The organism is Amycolatopsis sp. Hca4 (assembly GCF_013364075.1).
GTDB lineage: Bacteria > Actinomycetota > Actinomycetes > Mycobacteriales > Pseudonocardiaceae > Amycolatopsis.
The window spans coordinates 9,906,339-9,921,153 of sequence record NZ_CP054925.1 but is presented as its reverse complement, the minus strand read 5'-3'; the positions used below and the strand labels follow the sequence as shown (position 1 = coordinate 9,921,153).

At 71.9% G+C, this 14,815-nt stretch carries 11 protein-coding genes; 7 read left to right on the top strand and 4 right to left on the bottom strand.

The window, feature by feature from the left end; genetic code table 11:
- Positions 1-81: 81 nt before the first annotated feature.
- Positions 82-540: a dihydrofolate reductase gene (locus HUT10_RS44895; RefSeq protein WP_176176779.1), complete on the bottom strand. Its 459-nt coding sequence runs from the start codon at positions 538-540 to the stop codon at positions 82-84.
- Complete coding sequence (locus tag HUT10_RS44890; protein WP_176176778.1) at positions 537-1,334, bottom strand: thymidylate synthase; 798 nt, start codon at positions 1,332-1,334, stop codon at positions 537-539. Before HUT10_RS44890 ends, HUT10_RS44895 begins: the two co-directional genes overlap by 4 nt.
- A gap of 107 nt (positions 1,335-1,441) precedes the next feature.
- On the opposite strand from HUT10_RS44890, the gene HUT10_RS44885 reads away from it, so the two are divergent.
- The 3 genes from HUT10_RS44885 to HUT10_RS44875 all read left to right on the top strand — a co-directional run bounded on the left by HUT10_RS44885 (position 1,442) and on the right by HUT10_RS44875 (position 5,091).
- Entirely contained in the window at positions 1,442-1,894 is a 453-nt protein-coding gene (locus HUT10_RS44885) for a Fur family transcriptional regulator (RefSeq protein WP_176176777.1), read from the top strand.
- The gene (gene katG / locus HUT10_RS44880; RefSeq protein WP_176176776.1) at positions 1,891-4,164 is read left to right on the top strand and encodes a catalase/peroxidase HPI; all 2,274 of its coding nucleotides are present in this window, start codon (positions 1,891-1,893) and stop codon (positions 4,162-4,164) included. Before HUT10_RS44885 ends, katG begins: the two co-directional genes overlap by 4 nt.
- A gap of 162 nt (positions 4,165-4,326) precedes the next feature.
- Positions 4,327-5,091, top strand: a complete 765-nt coding sequence (locus HUT10_RS44875; RefSeq protein WP_176176775.1) for a polysaccharide lyase family 7 protein — start codon at positions 4,327-4,329, stop codon at positions 5,089-5,091.
- A gap of 35 nt (positions 5,092-5,126) precedes the next feature.
- Here the strand turns inward: HUT10_RS44875 and HUT10_RS44870 are convergent, their stop codons facing one another.
- Positions 5,127-6,149 carry an LLM class flavin-dependent oxidoreductase gene (locus tag HUT10_RS44870; protein WP_176176774.1) on the bottom strand — a complete coding sequence of 341 codons (1,023 nt, stop codon included), beginning with the start codon at positions 6,147-6,149 and terminating at the stop codon, positions 5,127-5,129.
- A gap of 125 nt (positions 6,150-6,274) precedes the next feature.
- On the opposite strand from HUT10_RS44870, the gene HUT10_RS44865 reads away from it, so the two are divergent.
- Positions 6,275-6,793 carry a hypothetical protein gene (locus HUT10_RS44865; protein ID WP_176176773.1) on the top strand — a complete coding sequence of 173 codons (519 nt, stop codon included), beginning with the start codon at positions 6,275-6,277 and terminating at the stop codon, positions 6,791-6,793.
- A gap of 123 nt (positions 6,794-6,916) precedes the next feature.
- On the top strand, positions 6,917-8,611 hold the full coding sequence (locus HUT10_RS44860; protein WP_254897305.1) for an alpha/beta fold hydrolase: 1,695 nt from the start codon (positions 6,917-6,919) through the stop codon (positions 8,609-8,611).
- Here the strand turns inward: HUT10_RS44860 and HUT10_RS44855 are convergent.
- Positions 8,586-10,250 (bottom strand): DUF6461 domain-containing protein, encoded by a 1,665-nt coding sequence (locus HUT10_RS44855; protein WP_176176771.1) that lies wholly within the window; start codon positions 10,248-10,250, stop codon positions 8,586-8,588. The two genes, HUT10_RS44860 and HUT10_RS44855, sit on opposite strands and share 26 nt — an antisense overlap.
- 105 nt (positions 10,251-10,355) lie before the next feature.
- Between HUT10_RS44855 and HUT10_RS44850 the strand changes: the two genes are divergently transcribed.
- Together HUT10_RS44850 and HUT10_RS44845 are read left to right on the top strand one after the other, a co-directional pair.
- Positions 10,356-13,634 (top strand): DUF4132 domain-containing protein, encoded by a 3,279-nt coding sequence (locus HUT10_RS44850; protein ID WP_176176770.1) that lies wholly within the window; start codon positions 10,356-10,358, stop codon positions 13,632-13,634.
- Between the two features lie 385 nt (positions 13,635-14,019).
- On the top strand, positions 14,020-14,418 hold the full coding sequence (locus HUT10_RS44845; RefSeq protein ID WP_176176769.1) for a hypothetical protein: 399 nt from the start codon (positions 14,020-14,022) through the stop codon (positions 14,416-14,418).
- Positions 14,419-14,815 lie beyond the last annotated feature (397 nt).

The window sequence follows — 14,815 nt, the reverse complement described above, 5'->3', positions numbered from 1 at the left end:
AACTGTAACGTGTTCTAGTTCAAGGCAACCGTATAGCGCCGACCCCGGCGAGCGCAACGGCCCGGGCGGCGGGAGCGGGGTTCAGCCCCAGGTCAGGAAGCGGTAGTGCAGGCCGGTCGACGACGCCAGCCACTCGCCGACGGAGTCCGCCGGGCGGCCGACCTCGGGTGCGTACGTGTCGCCCTCGAAGGACTCCCGCAGCTCGGTGACGACGATCCGGTCCGCGAGCGGCAGCGCCGCCCGGTACACCGCCGCGCCGCCGATCACCCACAGGTCGCCGGGCACCGCGGCCAGCGCCGACGGCAGGTCCGGGAACGTTTCGGCCCCGTCCTGCGGCGTCGACGACAGCACCAGGTTCCGGCGCCCCGGCAGCGGCCGGAACCGCGGCGGCAGCGACTCCCACGTGCGCCGCCCCATCAGCACCGCCGCCCCGGAGGTCACCGCGCGGAAGTGCTTGAGGTCCTCCGGCAGGTGCCACGGCAGCTCGCCGTCGCGGCCGATGACGCCGTTCGCCGACTGGGCCCAGACCAGCCCGATCACACCGCCACCGGCGCCTTGATGCCCGGGTGCGGGTCGTAGCCGTCGAGGGCGAAGTGCTCGTAGGTGTAGTCGAACAGGCTGTCGGCCGGCTTCAGCCCGAGCGTCGGGAACGGCCGCGCGTCGCGGGCCAGCTGCGTCCGCACCTGGTCGACGTGGTTGTCGTAGATGTGGCAGTCGCCGCCGGTCCAGATGAAGTCGCCGACGCCGAGCCCGACCTGCGCGGCGATCATGTGGGTCAGCAGCGCGTAGCTGGCGATGTTGAACGGCACGCCGAGGAACAGGTCCGCACTGCGCTGGTAGAGCTGGCAGGAGAGCTCGCCGTCGGCGACGTGGAACTGGAAGAACGCGTGGCACGGCGGCAGCGCCATCCGCGGGATGTCGGCGACGTTCCACGCCGACACGATGATCCGCCGCGAGTCCGGGTTCTCACGCAGCGTGCGCAGCACCTCGGCGATCTGGTCGACGTGTCCGCCGTCCGGGGTCGGCCACGAGCGCCACTGGACGCCGTAGACCGGGCCGAGGTCGCCGTCGGCCGCCGCCCACTCGTCCCAGATCGTGACGCCGTGCTCCTGCAGCCACGAGACGTTCGCGTCGCCGCGCAGGAACCACAGCAGCTCGTAGGCGATCGAGCGGAAGTGGACTTTCTTCGTGGTGATCAGCGGAAAACCCTCGGACAGGCGGTAGCGCAGCTGGTGCCCGAAGATCGACCTCGTGCCGGTGCCGGTACGGTCGCCCTTGCGGGCGCCCGTGTCGAGGACGTGGCGGAGGAGGTCTTCGTACTGCGTGTCCGGCATGCCCGCGAGCCTAACCGGGCCGCTGACTCAGCGTGAACCCCGGATCGGCCACACGGATGGGGGCCAAAACTTGACCCATTCCAGAAAAGGTCCTAGGGTCGGCGGCGATGTCGGACTTCGAAGCACAGCTGCGGGCGGTCTCGCTGCGGGTCACGCGACCCCGGCTGGCCGTGCTGGCCGCGCTGCGCGACCATCCCCACGTCGACACCGAGACGGTGATCGACCTGGTGCGCGCCGAGCAACCGTCGGTGTCGCACCAGACGATCTACGACGTGCTGCGGGCGCTCACCGAAACCGGGCTCATCCGGCGCATCCAGCCGGCCGGCGCGAACGCCCGCTACGAGGCCAGGGTGGGTGACAACCACCACCACGTCGTGTGCCGCTCGTGCGGGGCGATAGCCGACGTCGACTGCGCCGTCGGCCACACCCCCTGTCTCACCGCCTCCGACGACCACGGTTTCGTGATCGACCAGGCGGAGGTCGTCTACTGGGGCACCTGCCCCGACTGCGCGGCCGCCCGTCCCCGAAATGATTCGCCGCTCCCGGAAGGAAGTAAATGAGCTCCACCCAGGACAACCCGTCCTCCGCGCAGGGCGTGGACAAGAAGGCGGCGGCCGGTTGCCCGGTCGCGCACGACTCGGTGACTTCGCAGGGCAGCGAGAGCGAGAACCCGGCGATCGACTCGCCGACCCCCAAGACCGGCGGCCGGCCGCGCACCCTCCAGGACTGGTGGCCGAACCAGCTCGACCTCAGCCCGCTGCGCGCGCACTCGTCGAAGAGCAACCCGCTCGGCGAGAAGTTCGAGTACGCCAAGGAGTTCGCGAAGCTCGACGTCGAGGCCCTCAAGCGGGACATCACCGACGTCCTCACCACCTCGCAGGACTGGTGGCCGGCGGACTTCGGCCACTACGGCGGCCTGATGATCCGGATGAGCTGGCACGCGGCGGGCACCTACCGCATCTACGACGGCCGCGGCGGCGCCGGTGACGGCGGCCAGCGGTTCGCCCCGCTGAACAGCTGGCCGGACAACGCCAACCTGGACAAGGCCCGCCGCCTGCTGTGGCCGGTCAAGCAGAAGTACGGCCAGAAGATCTCCTGGGCCGACCTGCTCGTCCTGGCCGGCAACGTGGCCCTGGAGTCGATGGGCTTCAAGACCTTCGGCTTCGGCTTCGGCCGCGTCGACACCTGGGAGCCGGAAGAGATCTTCTGGGGCCCGGAGGACGACTGGCTGGGCGACGAGCGCTACGCCACCGACACCGAGATGGTGCCGGAGCTCGGCGCGACCGAGATGGGCCTCATCTACGTCAACCCCGAGGGTCCCCGCGGCAGCGCGGACTTCGAGGCCGCGGCCCACTTCATCCGCGAGACCTTCGCCCGGATGGCGATGAACGACGAGGAGACCGTCGCCCTCATCGCCGGTGGCCACACCTTCGGCAAGACCCACGGCGCCGGCGTGGCCGACGACCACGTGGGCCCGGAGCCGGAAGGCGCCCCGCTGGAGGCCCAGGGCCTCGGCTGGCTGAACACGCTCGGCAGCGGCAAGGGCCCGGACCAGATCACCAGTGGTCTCGAGGTGACCTGGACCGACAAGCCGACCGAGTGGAGCAACCGCTTCTTCGAGATCCTCTTCGGCTACGAGTGGGAGCTCACCACGAGCCCGGGTGGCGGCAAGCAGTACGTCGCCAAGGACGCGCCGGAGATCATCCCGGACCCGTTCGACCCGAACAAGAAGCACAAGCCGACGATGCTCACGACGGACCTGTCGCTGCGCTTCGACCCGGTCTACGGCCCGATCTCGCAGCGGTTCAAGGACAACCCGGACGAGTTCGCGCTGGCCTTCGCCAAGGCCTGGTACAAGCTGCTGCACCGTGACATGGGCCCGGTCAGCCGCTTCCTCGGCCCGTGGGTCGCCGAGCCGCAGCTGTGGCAGGACCCGGTCCCGGCCGTCGAGGGCGAGCTCGTCGGCGACGCCGACATCGCCGCCCTCAAGGCGAAGGTGCTGGAGTCCGGTCTTTCGGTCTCCGAGCTGGTTTCGACCGCGTGGGCGTCGGCCGCGAGCTTCCGCTCCACCGACAAGCGCGGTGGCGCGAACGGCGCCCGGATCCGCCTGGAGCCGCAGCGCAACTGGGAGGTCAACCAGCCCGAGCAGCTCGGCAAGGTCCTGGAGATCCTCGAAGGCGTCCGGCGCGAGTTCAACGAGGCCGGCGGCGCGCAGATCTCGCTGGCCGACCTGATCGTGCTGGCCGGCTCGGCCGCCGTCGAGAAGGCCGCGCGCGACGCCGGCGTCGAGACGACCGTGCCGTTCCACCCCGGCCGCACCGACGCCTCGCAGGAGCAGACCGACGTCGACTCGTTCAAGGTCCTCGAGCCGCGGGCCGACGGCTTCCGCAACTACCTGCGGGCCGGCGAGAAGCGCCAGCCGGAGGTGCTGCTGGTCGACCGCGCGTACATGCTCGACCTGACCGCGCCGGAGATGACCGTCCTGGTCGGCGGCCTGCGCGCGCTCGGCACCAACCACGGCGGTGCCGCCCACGGCGTCCTCACCGACAAGCCGGGCGCACTCACCAACGACTTCTTCGCCAACCTGCTCGCCCCGGGCACCAAGTGGAAGGCCTCGGAGTCGGCGGAGAACGTCTACGAGATCCGCGACGTGACGACCGACGAGGTCAAGTGGACCGCCACCGCGGTCGACCTGATCTTCGGGTCGAACTCGCAGCTTCGCGCGCTGGCCGAGGTCTACGCCAGTGACGACGCCCGCGAGAAGTTCGTGGCGGACTTCGTCGCCGCGTGGACGAAGGTCATGGAGCTGGACCGCTTCGACCTCGCCTGATCTTCACTGCCTGACCCACCGAAGCAACGGGCCCGGCCGGATTTTCCGGCCGGGCCTGTTCGCGTCTCCGGCGATCTTGACAAGGGGTGAGCGCCGACCTACCGTGAGTGCCACGCCGCCGGGTTGTCCAGACCAGTTATCCGTGTGAAAGGACACCCGACCATGCGTGTGCGCGCCTTGCTCGCCCTCTTGGCGGTCCCGGCCCTGGCCGTGGCGACCGCCTCCCCCGCGCTGGCGGCGGACCCGTCCGTCGCCCCGGGCGGCAACTTCGACCTCTCGGTCTGGCAGCTGCAGGAGCCGGTCGGCTCGCCGGGCAGCCCGACGACCATCTCCTCGTCCCGGCTGCAGGGGCCCAGCGGCTTCCAGGACAGCTACTTCTACACCGACACCCGTGACGGCGCGATGACCTTCTGGGCGCCGGAAAAGGGTGTCACCACGCCGAACTCGAACTACGCGCGGTCGGAACTGCGCGAGATGAACCGCGACGGCTCGGCGGCGAACTGGTCGCTGAGCGGGTCGCACAAGCTGAGCGCCACCCTGCGCGTGGTCTCCGTGACGTCGAACGTGTGCGTCGGCCAGGTGCACCTGGGCACCGGCGGCTCGTCGACGAAACCGCTGCTGGAGCTGTACTACCGGGCGAGCGGGGACATCGTGCTGGGCACCGAGAACTCCCCCGACGGCGGGCAGACGCCGCACACCGTCGGGCACGTGTCGATCGGCAAGACGTGGACCTACACGATCGGCATCTCCGGCGGCAACACCATCGACCTCACGGTCAACGGCAGCACCACGCACTACAGCATCCCGTCGTCGTTCAAGGCGTACAAGCAGTACTTCAAGGCCGGCTCGTACAACCAGTCCTCTTCGGACAGCACGACGAAGGGCGCGCGGGTGGCGTTCTACGGCCTGAAGGTCACCCACGGCTGAGACGAGCGGCCCGGCCGCCACCGGGCCGCCGTTCGTCAGCGCCAGCCCAGCTCCGGGGCCACGTGCTTCAGGATGTTCTCCAGCACGTGCGCGTTGTAGTCCACGCCGAGCTGGTTCGGGATGGTGAGCAGCAGGGTGTCCGCGGCCTGGATCGCCTCGTCCTCCTTGAGCTGCCGCACCAGCTCGTCGGGTTCGCCGGCGTAGGAGCGGCCGAAGATCGCCCGGGTGTTCTCGTCGATCATGCCGACCTGGTCGCGCGACTGGCGGTCACGGCCGAAGTACGCGCGATCGGTGTCGTTCGTCAGCGCGAAGATGCTGCGGCTGACCGAAACCCGCGGCTCCCGCTCGTGACCGGCTTCGGTCCACGCCTCGCGGTAGGCCTCGATCTGCTTGCGCTGCTGGACGTGCAGCGGTTCGCCCGTTTCGTCGTCCTTGAGCGTCGAGCTCTGCAGGTTCATGCCCAGCTTCGCGGCCCAGACGCCCGTCGCGTTCGAGCCCGAACCCCACCAGATGCGCTCGCGCAGGCCCTCGGAGTGCGGCTCGAGCCGCAGCAGCCCCGGCGGGTTGGCGAACATCGGCCGCGGGTTCGGCTGCGCGAAGCCCTCGCCCTCCAGGAGCTTGAGGAACACCTCGGTGTGCTGGCGGGCCATGTCGGCGTCCGTCTCGCCCTCGCCGGGGGCGTACCCGAAGTACCGCCAGCCGTCGATCACCTGCTCGGGGGATCCCCGGCTGATGCCGAGCTGGAGCCTGCCGCCCGAGATCAGGTCGGCGGAGCCCGCGTCCTCGGTCATGTACAGCGGGTTCTCGTAGCGCATGTCGATCACGCCGGTGCCGATCTCGATCTTCGACGTCCGCGCGCCGATCGCCGCGAGCAGCGGGAACGGGCTCGCCGCCTGCCGCGCGAAGTGGTGCACGCGGAAGTAGGCGCCGTCCACGCCGAGCTCCTCGGCGGCCACCGCCAGGTCGATCGACTGGTGCAGGAAGTCGGCGGCCGACCTGGTCTCGGAGTGCGCGCCCGGCGACCAGTGGCCGAACGACAGGAACCCAATCTTCTTCACGCCCCCTCAGACGTCCGGGAGCCGCGATTGATTCCCGGGTGTGACCGCCGTCGTCGCTCGTTCCGGTGAAACGCCGTCCGGGCCCGGCCGGGCCGGGTACCCCGTCGGAAACGAGGAGGAGACGCATGCCCGACAACGACCTCACCGGTTTCCTGATCATCGGCCTGGTCTTCGTGGTGGCCGACGGCCAGGTCCTCTACCGCGGCGGCCGCCGCTACCTCAGCGGGCCGGACGGCGGCGAAGGGTCGGGGTCGATGGCGTGGATGGTGGTGACCGTCTTCCACCTCGTCTCCTTCGGCGTGCTCGCCCTGCTCTCGGTGGTCGGCCCGCAGTGGTCCGGCTCGACGGCCGCGCTGGTCGGCAGGCTCGGCGTCTTCCTGCTGCTGATGGCGGTGGCCCACGTGCTCACGCTGGCCGTGCTCTCCCAGCGCCGTCACGACCGGATCGTCGAGGAGCACTTCCAGGAGCGCGAACCCGAGCGGACGGCGACCGAGACCTACGTCCGGCCGGCCACCGAGGTGGTCGTCGAGCCGGCGGCGACGGACCCGGCGTGGCGCCCGACCGTGACCCCGGTGCCCGGGCAGGAGGGCCCGCAGCCGCGGGTCAGCCCCGATCTCGGGAACCACGGGCCGTACCGCACCTGACCGGCGCCGCGACGTTCACCGGATCGACGGAATCCGCGCGGCGAGCCGCGACTTTGCGCTGCCGCTCCCCCACCGGCCGTGATTGGATCTTGCCCGGCCGGTGCGCGAGGAAGGAAGAGTGCGGTGCGAACGTCCCGAGCTGGGCTGGCGGTGGCTGTCTCGGTCCTCGTCGCGACCACCGCACCCGCCGCCGCGACCACGCCCGACCCGCTCGCGCCGTACCGCGGCCAGGAGGTCTCCTGGGGCGCCTGCCCGTTCAAGCAGCGCCAGCCACCGGTCGCGCAGTGCGCGCGGATCACCGTCCCGCGCGACTGGGCGGCGCCGGCGGCCGGGAACGACCTGCAGGTGGCGATCAGCCGGGTGGCGGCGACCGGCAGCAGGCAGGGCGCGATCCTGGTGAACCCCGGCGGGCCCGGCGGCCGCGGGACGTCGCTCGCGGGCGCGCTCGCCGGGCTCGAACCGGAGGTCAACGCGCACTACGACATCGTCGGGATGGACCCGCGGGGCACCGGCCAGGAGGGCGGCACGGATGAGGGGTACGTGTGCCACGTGCCGCTGGGCCGGCTGCCCCAGGACGACGACGACCTCGACGCCCGCGACCGCTCGGCCGGCAGCATCGCGGAGCACCAGCGGACGCCGCGCGTGCTGGCCGAGGCGTGCCAGAGCGACGCGCTCGCGCCGTACATCACCACCTGGCAGACCGCGCACGACATGGACCTGATCCGGAGCCTGCTGGGCGACGAGAAGCTGAACTACCTCGGCTTCTCCTACGGCACCTGGCTCGGCGCGAAGTACGCGTCGCTGTTCCCGGACCGCGCCGGGAAGCTCGTCCTCGACTCCAGCGTCAACTTCGAAGGCCGCCTCCAGGCCGCGTTCGAGGCGTTCCCGAAGATCGACCAGCGCCAGTTCGACCGCGTCTACGCGCCGTGGCTGGCCCGCCGGTTCCCGGACCAGCTCGGCAAGACCGCCACCGAGGTCCGCGCCAAGTGGGAGCGGCTGCGCACCTTCTTCAAGACCAAGGGCGTGCCGCCCGACGTCTTCGACTCGGTCTTCGTCGGCAACGGCAGCACCCGGCAGTGGATGACCGGCGCCCTGGTCCTGACCAAGGGCGCGGCGGCGCTCGACGGCGCGGCCGCCACCCCGCCGCCTGCCGGGCTGCGCAGCGACCTCGACCGGGCTTCGCGGGCGGTCTTCGGACGTCCGGCGGACCGGCTGACCGCCGCCGACGTCGCCGCGGACCCGCCGGAGCCCGACTACGCCGACGTCCCCGGCACGCGGCTGGCGGTGGCGTGCGGCGACCAGCCGACGCGGACGGCGAGCTGGTACAAGCTGCTCAGCGACCTGCAGGGGCCGGCCTACCCGCTCTTCGGCTGGGCTTACGGCCTGAGCGAGGCGTGCGGCTTCTGGTCCGACCCGCCGCGGAACGCACTGCCGACGCTCTCGCCGCGGGCCGCGAAGAACATCCTGGTCGTCCAGGGCGAGTTCGATCCGCAGACCGGCTACGAGCAGGCGGAGGCGGCGGCGCGGACGGCCGGGATCCCGATGATCTCGGTGGCCGATTCGCCGTTCCACGGCCAGTACGCGGTCAGCGGGAACTCCTGTGTGGACGATCTGGTGAACGGCTTCTACCTGGGGTCTGCCCGGCCGGCGGCCACCATCTGCCCCGGCGTCCCGCTGCCGGGCGAAGACCGGGTGTACCCGGTGCCGGGGCCGGCGGGCGAGCCGTCCCAGGCGACGTCGCCCGCGCCGCGGGACGCCTTCTCGGACGTCCGGGAACGGCTGCAGGACGACATCAGCGCGGTGAACCGGGGCCGGTGATCCGGTAGGCCACGGCGAGGCGGTCGATGTCCTCCAGGTCTTCCGGGTACAGGCCCCGGCCGGTGAACCGCTCGACGGCGACCAGGCCTTTTTCCGTGCGGTCGCGGTAGTTCTCCAGGTCGAGACCGGCCAGCGCGGCGACGACCTCGTCCTCCGCGGACGGCTCGCCCAGGCCCGGTTCGAAGGAGGCGAGGACTTCGCCGGCGCGGGCGAAGGACAGGCGCCTGACCCCGTTGACGTTCCAGAACATGCTCGCCGCCCGGCCGGCCCGGGACACCGCGGTGAGCACCTCGGCGTGGGAGCCGTGGTAGCCGTTCTCCTCGATCGCCACCACGACCCCGTCGAGGCCGAGGACCGCCAGCCACGGGTCCGCGTACGCCTCGCGCAGGTCTTCGAGCGGCTCGGGGCGGGCGGGGTCCGCGCCGAACGCGCGGATGACGTCCTCGGCAGGCAGGCCGGTCACCACGGTGACCGTCGCCGCCACCGTCAGGCGGGACCGGTCGACCCAGCGGTAGCGCGCCTCGGGCCGGTCGACGACCGGCGGCTCGGGCTCGCCGCGCAGGCGGTGGCCGAGGCGGTCGGCGCGGGCGTGCACGACCGGCGGCCCGGGCGGGGCCGCCCAGATCCAGAGGTCGTAGCCCTCGGTCTCCGGCTCGTCGCGGCCGTAGGCGTGCACGCGGACGCGGTAGTCGCCGGGCCACGGCGGCGTCGTCACGCTCCCGCCGACGCCGACCGAGCCGTGCTCCGCGCGCCAGCTGAGGTCGACGACTTCTTCCCAGCCCAGGGTTTCCGCCGTCGCGGGCGGCTCGGCCAGCACCCGGATGCCGACGCGGACGTGCCCGTTCTCCGTGCCGGTGCGGATGACCACGCCGCCTTCGACGGCCTCCGCGAGGCCGTTGTCCCGGAAAACACTGTCCGTGAAGCGATGGCCCACGGCTTCGCGGGCACCGTTTTCGGTCAACGCGAAGACGTGGTCGCGGACTTCCGCCGACGTGCTTCCGTGCTGGGGCAGGCGGTATTCGGCCCGTTCCTTCTCCCGCAGCGCCGCCGCGTAGCCGCCGGGCATCGGCCTGGTGCGCAGCAGGCTCGCGGCCACGCCGAGTGCCGTGCCGACGATCGCGGCGGTGCTCGGCTCGCCTGCCTCGCGCGCGACGATCGTCGCGGTCACCAGCGCGATCGCGAGGTGGTGGGCGCCGTGCGCGGCCGCGATGGCGGCTTCGTCGCCTTCGGCGGCCAGGGTCAGCCGGTCGTCGTCGGCCGCGCGCGCGGTCAGGTCCGCCACCAGTTCCGGTAGACCGGGGCGGGTCCGGGGCAGCAACCGCGTCTCCCGCAAGGCTTCTGCCTCGCTGTCGGAAGTGATGAAGGCGAACGTCCCGTCCGGCGGTGGCTTCAGTCCGGCCGCGACCGGCGGGGCCGGGATCTCGAGCCTGGCCAAGGGCAGCTCGACCGCGCCGTGCACGCGCTCGACGACCCACGACGGCAGGCTCCGCAGCGACCGGACGACGTCGGGCTCGTCCCGCAATCGGTGCGGCTCGGGCGTGCACCGCAGCCGGCCCAGCACGGCGGCGGGCGCGGCCGGGATCATCGCGCGGACGGCGGGTACGGCGGCCGCCACGGCGGCGGCGAAGTCATCCCCCATGCGCCCCACTGTGCCAGAAAGCGCCCCTGAGCTGCGGGCGCCCCGGAATTGTCGGACCCCTCCCGTAGCCTTCGGCCCAGCATCGACCGAACTGGGGGGAAACCAGTGAACGAGACCTTCGTGCCGGACCCGTCGTGGCGTCCGTTCGTCCACGTGCGGCGCGGCGGGTGGTTCGCACCGGAGGCCGAACCCGAGGCGGGCGCGGCCGCTTGGTGGCGGGCCGCCGTCGCCGGGGAGGACCTGGCGACCGCCGCGCTGACGCACCCGGAGAGCGACCCGGAGCTGGTGGGTGCCGCGCGGGCGGGTGACGAGAGCATGCTGGGCGCGGCCGTCCTGGCGGTGCTCCTGGCCGCCGGGCTGCGTCGGAAACCGGGCGGGCACCGGAAGTTGGGGCGGATCGCCGACGCGTGGTGGGCGCGGGGAACCGGGTTCGCGGTCGGGGCCGCGGCCGCGCTGACCGGGGTGGTCCACCAGATCCGCGTCGACGGAACGCAGGTGCTGCGGCGGTGGACCGACGGGTACCGGCACCCCGGTCTCCGTGAGGAGCCCGTGTTCCGGCGGTTGCGCACGCTCCTCGCCGCTTCCGGCGACGCCGGCTACGAGGCGGCGGTGACGGCGCTGGCCGCGTGCCGGGCCGGGCTGGCCGGCAAGGTGGTGGCCTCCTACCTGGTGCCCACGCGCGCGGACTGGGCAAGCGAGCTGGTCGCGGAAGCCCGGCCGATCCGGAACCACGCCTTCGACTGGGCGTCGGTGCTGCAGTCACTGTCCACAAGGGACCAGCTCGCACTGGTCCCCGGCGAGGTGCTCCACTGGACCCTGCAGCGCGAAGAGGTCACTTACACGCTGCTCGACGCGATGGGGGCCGCCGCGGCGCCGGTGTTCGCACGAGCGGCCGACGCGGATCCGCACGGTGGCGACACCCGCAAGCTGCCGCTGTCCCTGCTGGCGGGCCTCCCGGGTGACGAAGCGTTCGAGCTGCTGGTGGAACGGCTGGGGCAGAAACACGTGCAGCCGCTGCTCACCGCCGTGATGGCCCGCGAGCCGGAGCGCGCGGTCCGGCTCCTGGCGCGGGGTGCCACCGCTTCGGCGGGCTACGCCGAAGAAGCCGGCTTCCTGCTGCGGACCCACGTCGCGGCGCATCCGGAGGTCGCCACCAGGGTGCTGACCGAGCTGGACGGCGACGAACGCGCGGTGGTCGAGCGAGCCCTGGAAGGCGAAGAGCGGCTGCCGGTCGTGGAGGCACTGCCGCGGGTGCTCGCGGACCCGCCGTGGGCTTCGCGCCGCCCGAAGCGGCCACCCGTTGTCCTCAGTGGACTTTCGGTCCCGGCCGAGCCGAAACTCGTGTGGCTGCCGGGCGAACAGGCCGAGTGGACGGAGTGGCACACGCGGCTGCACCGGGGCCTCCACGGCGGCTGGCCGCGCGCGACCGAGGAGTACGACGCCGGGAAGCTGTACGCGGCGGACGCGCCCACCCTGTTCCTCAAGGCGCCCGACGACTGGGTGCGCGAGCGGCTCGCCGCGTGGCGCCCGGCCGACACCTGGCACGGCGAGATCTGGGGCCGCGTCCTGGCGAGCCGTCACGGCCTGCTCGCCTACCGGCCGCTGCTGGCGATGGCGACGACGAACCCGGGTCGGCGGGGCGAAGCGCTGCTGCCGTACGTGAGCCCGGAGATCGCCCTGCTCATGGCGGACTGGCTGGTCCGGCTGAAGAAGGCCCGGGAGGTCGCGTCGGCGTGGTTCGAGCGGCACCTCGCCGACGCCACGGCGCTCTTGGTCCCGGTGGCGCTCGGGCCGCTCGGCACGAGCCGGCGCACCGCCGAGGCCGCGCTGCGGGCGCTGGCCAAGAGCGGCCACGAGGCGGCGGTGTCCGCGGCGGCCGCCCGCCACGGTGCGGAGGCAGCCGAGGCCGTCGCCGCGCTGCTCGTCACCGATCCCCTGGAAGTGCTGCCGGTGCGGCTGCCGGTCCCCGGCGCGTGGGCGGATCCCGCGGTGCTGCCCCAGATCCGCGTCCGCGGCGGCGACCGGGCCCTGCCCGACCACGTGATCCCGCACGTGCTGATGCTGTTCGCGCTGTCGAAGCCGGACGAGGTCCACCCCGGGGTGGCGCACCTGCGCGATTTCTGCGACCCGGATTCGCTGGCGCGGTTCGCGTGGGCGCTGTTCGGTCGCTGGCGGGCCGCGGACCACCCGGCCAAGGACAGCTGGGTGCTCACCGCACTGGCCGAACTGGGCGACGACGACGTGGCGCGCGGGCTGAGCCCGCTGATCCGCGCGTGGCCCGGGGAAGGCGGGCACACGCGGGCGGCCGCGGCGCTGGACGTGCTGGCCCGCATCGGCACCGATCCGGCGTTGCGGCAGCTGAACTCGATCGCGCAGAAGGTGAAGTTCAAGGCGCTCAAGCTCCGCGCGCAGGAGAAGATCGCGGCGGTGGCGGCCGGCCTGGGGCTGTCCGCCGAGCAGCTCGCCGACCGGCTGGTCCCGGACCTCGACCTCGGCGAGGCGGCCACCACGGTGCTCGACTACGGCCCCCGCCGGTTCGCGATCGGGTTCGACGAGCAGCTCAAGCCGTATGCCACGGACCCCGACGGCCAGCGTCTCAAGGCGTTGCCCAAACCGGGCGCCAAGGACGACACCGAGCGCGCGACGGCGGAGTACAAGCGGTTCGCGGTCCTGAAGAAGGAGGTCCGCGCGGTGGCGGCGGAGCAGATCCCCCGCCTGGAGTCGGCGATGGTGCTGGGCCGCCGCTGGCCGGCGGCGGAGTTCACCGAGCTGCTGGCCGGCCACCCGCTGCTGGTCCACCTGGTCCGCCGCCTGGTCTGGCGCACCCCGGCGGGGCAGACCTTCCGCTGCCGGGCGGACGGCACGTACGCCGACGTCCACGACGAGGAGTACGTGCTCTCCGAACAAGACGAGGTCGGCGTGGCCCACCCCCTGGACATCGCGGGCGAGCTGCCGTCGTGGTCGGCGCGGTTCACGGGTCACGGGATCCGCCAGCCGTTCCCCCAGCTGGGCCGTCCGACGGCCCGGTTGGCGGAAGCCGAGCGGGCGGCACCGACGTTGCGGAGGTTCGAGAACCGCACGGTCCCGACGGGCCGCCTCCTGGGTCTGACGAAGCGGGGCTGGCTGCGCGGGCCGGTACTGGACAACGGCGTGGAGTGCTGGCTCCTGCGGCCCACCCCGGACGGCGGGGCGGTGGTGGTCAACGTCGAGCCGGGTCTCCAGGTCGGCATGCCGGCCGAGGAACCGGAGCAGAAGCTGACGGACATCTGGCTGGCCGAGAAGGCCGAGGGAGGCTGGGGCCCGCAAGGGGCCAGGGTGTTCGGCGAACTCGACCCGGTGACCGCGTCGGAGCTGCTGGCCGAACTGAGCGAACTGACCGGCTGAGGCGGGCGAAGAGGGGCCGGGGGCGGCCTGCCGCGGGTTCACCCCCGGCGGGCATTGGTGTCACATCGGGGCGACAGTCAAGATCGTCACATCCCGCCGCGACGAACCCCATCACGAACCGGAAGGTCGCCCGTCTCCTCAACGTCCGGCCCGGCAACCGCTCCCGCAACCGGGAACACATCCGCGAACCGAGGGGTGAGCCCGCGGTGACCACGGAAAACCCCCACCTCGCTCGTACGAGCGAGCGGGTAGAACACGTCTGGCGGTGTACGCCTCCTCGCTCATCGCCTTGCCTGGAGGAACACCTCAGATCGCCGGGCGCGGCAAGGCTGGCTCCGCACGCCCCGGCGATACCGGATCAGCTGTTCGGGGCGGCGATGATCTCGTGAACGAGGCCGGAGAAGCGCACAGACCCAACCGGCGGGCCCACCGGCTCCCCGCCGACGTACCGGCCGAAGAAGCCGCCGAACTGAAGCGGCGGTACCTGGCCGGGGCCACGCTGAACACCCTGCTGGCCGATTTCGACGGCAGTTACCGGACGTTGCGTGCCGTCCTGCAGGAACAAGGTGTCACGTTCCGGGCGCCGCAGCCGATGACACCGCCCGCGCCCGCGGGATTGGTCGAGACCTATTTGAGTGGCAAATCCATCGCCGACGCCGGGAAGGCGTTCGGCCTCGGCCGGGACATCACCAAACGCATGTTGCTCGAGGCGGGCGTGCAACTGCGCGGACGGGGGCGGCCGCCACGATCGACGGCCGCCGGATCCGACTTCACCGATTTCTGACCGGGCGCCTCCGCACGCTCAGTAATAACGCCAGTGTGCCGGCAAGCACGCCATCACGGCGGGCATCACGGCGGGCATCACAGCGAGCATGCACACGATGCCGAACAAGCCCAGCATCAGCCGCCTGAGACGGTTCACGTTCACCTCGAAAGTACTTGGCGCGGCCTTCGGATTGAAAACCGTCTTTGTTAGGCGGCAGGCTAGCGCAGCGCTTTCTTCACCCGTTACGGGGGTCCCCTACGAGACCATGAGATAAAGTTACCCAAGGCAACTATTTTGGGCCAACGTGAATCGCTTTCGCACTATCGTGTGTATTTACAACCCTATCGCGTGACATACGACTTCATTTAGTCACGCCCCACGAATGATGACCTGCGGTCATTCCTGGTCATCACTC

What these genes read in the sequence shown, in the direction of transcription:
- HUT10_RS44890 (WP_176176778.1), bottom strand. Translation starts at nt 1,334, where the DNA reads ATGCCGGACACGCAGTACGAAGACCTCCTCCGCCACGTCCTCGACACG.
- HUT10_RS44885 (WP_176176777.1), top strand. Translation starts at nt 1,442, where the DNA reads ATGTCGGACTTCGAAGCACAGCTGCGGGCGGTCTCGCTGCGGGTCACG.
- katG (WP_176176776.1), top strand. Translation starts at nt 1,891, where the DNA reads ATGAGCTCCACCCAGGACAACCCGTCCTCCGCGCAGGGCGTGGACAAG.
- HUT10_RS44875 (WP_176176775.1), top strand. Translation starts at nt 4,327, where the DNA reads ATGCGTGTGCGCGCCTTGCTCGCCCTCTTGGCGGTCCCGGCCCTGGCC.
- HUT10_RS44865 (WP_176176773.1), top strand. Translation starts at nt 6,275, where the DNA reads ATGCCCGACAACGACCTCACCGGTTTCCTGATCATCGGCCTGGTCTTC.
- HUT10_RS44855 (WP_176176771.1), bottom strand. Translation starts at nt 10,250, where the DNA reads ATGGGGGATGACTTCGCCGCCGCCGTGGCGGCCGCCGTACCCGCCGTC.